This window comes from Leucobacter ruminantium, assembly GCF_017565705.1.
GTDB lineage: Bacteria > Actinomycetota > Actinomycetes > Actinomycetales > Microbacteriaceae > Leucobacter > Leucobacter ruminantium.
This window is the reverse complement of the sequence record NZ_JAGDYL010000055.1, coordinates 1-3834: the sequence shown is the minus strand read 5'-3', so window position 1 is coordinate 3834 and position 3834 is coordinate 1. Positions and strand designations below refer to the sequence as shown.

Below are 3834 nucleotides of genomic sequence, written 5' to 3'. Positions count from 1 at the left end.
CACGAACACGGAACGCACGAGGGCGCTTGCACCCTGGCTCGAGTTCTACAACACTGGACGCTGCCACTCAGCCCTGAGAGGCTTCCCACCGATCAGCCGACTGGAACCAACGTCCTGACCGGGTACAGCTAGGCCCGCAGCGCCTCCTCGATCGGTGTGTCTCCGTCGTTGAAACGGATGGTGCGACGGATCGTGCCGTCGTCGGCGAGGGTCGCGGCGATGACGCGGGCGACGTTCGCGCGCGACACGCTCGACGATTCGGACGCCGCGGTGTCGATACGGCCGCTCGGCTCCTCGAGGGTGAGGGTGCTCGGGCCGAGCACCGTCCAGTCGAGGCCGCTCGCGCGCAGGTGCTCGTCGGCCGCGGCCTTCGCCTCGGCGTAGGCGTGGAACGAGTTCTCGGGGTTCACGCCGTGGTCGGGCGAGGAGCGGAAGTACGAGACCATGATGTAGCGCCGCACGCCGGCCTGTTCGGCCGCGTCCATCGTGCGCACCGCGGCGTCGTGATCCACGGCGCGCGTGCGCCGCGGGTCGCCGCCGCCCGCTCCCGCCGACCAGACCACGGCGTCGTGACCCTCGATCAGCCGGGAGAGTTCGGCCGTGTCGAGCTGCTCGACGTCGGCGACGAGCGGATCCGCGCCCGCGGCCCGCACGTCTTCCGCGTGGTCGGGGTTGCGGATCACCGCCGTCACCGTGTCGCCGCGCTCCGCGAGGAGGGGTTCCGTCAGGAGCGCGATCTTGCCGTGTCCACCGAAGAGAATGATGCGAGCCATGCATTCCACACTACGCTCAGCGCGCCGAGTCGGGCAGACCGAACACGCGGTCGAAGATCCAGGTGTAGATCACGGTGAACGCGAGGAAGAAGACGAGCAGCCCGCCCTCGATCATGACGGCCTCGATGAGGCTCACACCGAGCATGAACGCGACGAGCGGGATGGTGAAGACGAGCACACCGCCCTCGTAGCCGACGGCGTGCACGGCGCGCGCCGCCGCGCCGCGGCCCTTCACGGCGGTGCGGCGCTCGATCGCCTCGAAGATCGTGTTCCAGATGTAGTTCCAGCCGGTGGCGACGGTCGAGAGCAGCACCGCGAGGAATATCGACTCCCCGCCGTGGTGGCCGAGCAGCGCGCTCAGCACGAAGACCGTGAAGAGCACGCTGAGCGCCTCGTAACCGACGACGAAGCTCACGCGGCGCAGCACGGGCCGCCCGCGGAAGACGCGGTGCAGCACGCCGACGGAGGGCGCAGCCGAGCGCGGACCGACCGACGGCGCAACGGTGCGCAGCGCGGCCGAGAGCGCCTCGGAAGACGGAGCAGCCTGCTGCGGCTCGGGCGGGAGTTGCGGCAGAAACTCGGACGGGAGGGACGACGCCGGGGCGTCGGAGATGTGGCCTGGGGCGGTCACGGGTATCACTCCAAATGATGGCCGGCTCTCGCGGAGGGGCATCACTCGCCCGACTCTGATACGCGAAAGCATCGGTCTAGCCAGAGTAACACAACCGAATCAGTTGCGCATTCTGGTTTTCGCACACGAATCCGTTGCGAAGCGAAAATCAGGTGCCGCAGTAAGTGACGTGACGTGGAGCTCCGGGAGGAGCGGGAAGCGCGTAGCGCTCCAACCCCTCACGGGGCTCGAACGGGCTCGTCACCGCGTCGAGCATCCGCTCGAACGACGCGAGATCGCCGGCGGTGGCCGCGGCGAGCGCTTCGTCTGCCAGGTGGTTGCGGGGCACGTAGGCGGGGTTCGCGGCATCCATCGCAGCGGGGTCGAGAGAGAGGGCGCGCCACTCCCCCAGCCACGGGCCGGGAGCCGCGCCCGCGGGGAAGAGCCCGCGCAGGGACTCCTCCCTTCCGCGCGCGGTGTCGGCGAGCGCCCGGAAGGCGCCGGTGAAATCGATACGATGCTCCTGCAGTTCGGCGAGCAGGGCGGAGGCGAGACCCCTCACCTGCTCGTCGGGGGCGGCCGAGCCGACGAGCCCGAGCTTCGCCCGCATGCCGTCGGTCCAGGCCCTGTCGTAGGCCGGGGCGAAGGCGTCGAGAGCGGCGAGCGCGGTATCCTTCGCCGCCTCCATCGCCGCGTCCCCCGCATCCGCGGCCTCGTCGGACTGCTCCGCGAGCAGCGGCAGCAGAGCCTCTGCGAGGCGCGTGAGGTTCCACAGCGCGATACCCGGCTGCCTGCCGTAGGCGTAGCGCCCCGCGTGGTCGATCGAGCTGAAGGCGGCGGTCGGGTCGTAGGCGTCGAGAAAGGCGCAGGGGCCGTAGTCGATCGTCTCGCCCGAGATGGCCGTGTTGTCGGTGTTCATGACGCCGTGCACGAAGCCGACGAGCATCCACGAGGCGACGAGCCGCGCCTGCCGCTCCACGACTCCCTCGAGCAGGCGCAGCGCCGGCCTGCCGTCGTCGCGCGCCTCAGGAAAGTGCCTCGCGACGGCGAAGTCGGTGAGGCGTCTCAACGCGCCGCGGTCGGCGAGGGATCGGGCGTACTGGAAGCTGCCGACGCGCAGGTGGCTGCTCGCCGCGCGCACGAGCACCGCGCCCGGCAGCGGATCGAGCGAGTCGTCGCGCATCACGCGGCCGCCCGTCGCGACGACGGCGAGCGCGCGCGTCGTCGGGATTCCGAGGGCGTGCATCGCCTCGCCCATCAGGTACTCGCGCAGCATGGGCCCGACGGCCGCGAAGCCGTCGCCGCCGCGGGCGAAGGGGGTGCGGCCCGATCCCTTGAGGTGCAGATCGCGCAAGCTCCCCGAGGCATCGCGGGCCTCGCCCAGCAGCAGGGCACGGCCGTCTCCGAGGCGCGGCACGTAGACCCCGAACTGGTGACCGGCGTAGGCCTGGGCGACGGGCGAGCTGCCCGGGGCGAGCTCGTCGCCGAGCAGGAAGCGCACCCCGGGTTCGCTCCGCAGCCAGCCGGGGTCGATGCCGAGCTCGGCGGCCAGTGGCTCGTTCAGCTCGAGCAGCTCGGGGCGCTCGAAGCGGGTCGCCTCCCACGGCACGGCGAGCTCGGGCAGGGCGCGCGCGAAGGCGTCGCCGAGGGCGACGGGATGCTCGTGGGCCGCCGGGTGATCCCCTCCGGCGGTCGAGGTCGGTACGTTCGTGTGCTCCGCAGACATGGCCCCACGATAGGTCGCTGCCCTGACCGCGCGCTCAGCCGGAACCTGAGGACCCGTCCGTGCCTCCGGCCGGTGCGGGGTCGGCGAGGGATCCCCGGCGCTCAGTCGGCATCGACTCAGCCGAGGCGGATCTCGGTGAGACAGGTCGGGTCGTCGGAGCCAGTGCGGACGACGGCCTCACCGGTGTCGCCTCCCGCCTCGACCGAGACCCGCAGTTCCCGATCGCGCGGCAGCCAGAGGCCGGCGAAGCCGTTGTCGGCGGTGCGCTGCCTCCGGTCGATGAGCACCTCGCCCGTCGTCGCGTCGGCGACGCGCACACCGATCTCGGTGTCGCGCATCTCGCCGAGGCAGGTGGTGAGACTGTGCATCTCGCAGGGGTGCGTCGCATCGCGGTATGGCGCGACGGAGAGGTAGAAGGTCGAGGGATCGAGCGGCGCCGAGACCTCCTCCGACGTGCCGGGCTGCAGCACGAGCGCATCGGGCCGCACGGAGGCGATCAGCTCGGCTAGGTGTACCCGGTCAGGAGGTTGGTAGCAGCGACGGGCTTGTGAAACAGGAGAACCTCCGGGCTTAGTGGAGATGTCTAACGTCTTCACCTATTCCCGGAGGTTCTCGTGACCCACCGTAACGCCCGTCTGACTCCTGCTGGTAGGCGATTGATCATTCAACGTCATCAGCAGGGCTGGAAACAATCCCATATCGCTGCCGCGATGGGTATCTCGCGC

4 protein-coding genes and 2 pseudogenes are annotated in these 3834 nt (G+C 70.5%); 2 read left to right on the top strand and 4 right to left on the bottom strand.

Features of this window, described 5'->3' with window-relative positions; translation table 11 throughout:
• Positions 1-118, top strand: a pseudogene (locus tag J4H91_RS15290) (IS481 family transposase); the annotation flags it as partial.
• Positions 119-128: 10 nt separating this feature from the next.
• On the opposite strand, the gene J4H91_RS15285 reads toward J4H91_RS15290, so the two are convergent.
• The 4 genes from J4H91_RS15285 to J4H91_RS15270 form a co-directional block, all read right to left on the bottom strand.
• Positions 129-773, bottom strand: coding sequence for an SDR family oxidoreductase (locus tag J4H91_RS15285; RefSeq protein ID WP_208047109.1), 645 nt, complete (start codon positions 771-773; stop codon positions 129-131).
• A gap of 16 nt (positions 774-789) precedes the next feature.
• A complete protein-coding gene (locus J4H91_RS15280; protein ID WP_341783575.1) occupies positions 790-1404 on the bottom strand; it encodes a PACE efflux transporter in 615 nt (204 codons plus the stop codon).
• Between the two features lie 148 nt (positions 1405-1552).
• Complete coding sequence (locus J4H91_RS15275) at positions 1553-3109, bottom strand: protein adenylyltransferase SelO (RefSeq protein WP_208047108.1); 1557 nt, start codon at positions 3107-3109, stop codon at positions 1553-1555.
• A 116-nt stretch (positions 3110-3225) separates the two neighbouring features.
• Positions 3226-3705, bottom strand: a complete 480-nt coding sequence (locus tag J4H91_RS15270; RefSeq protein ID WP_341783574.1) for a CueP family metal-binding protein — start codon at positions 3703-3705, stop codon at positions 3226-3228.
• An 18-nt stretch (positions 3706-3723) separates the two neighbouring features.
• Between J4H91_RS15270 and J4H91_RS15720 the strand changes: the two are divergent.
• A pseudogene (locus J4H91_RS15720) lies at positions 3724-3834 on the top strand (leucine zipper domain-containing protein); the annotation flags it as partial.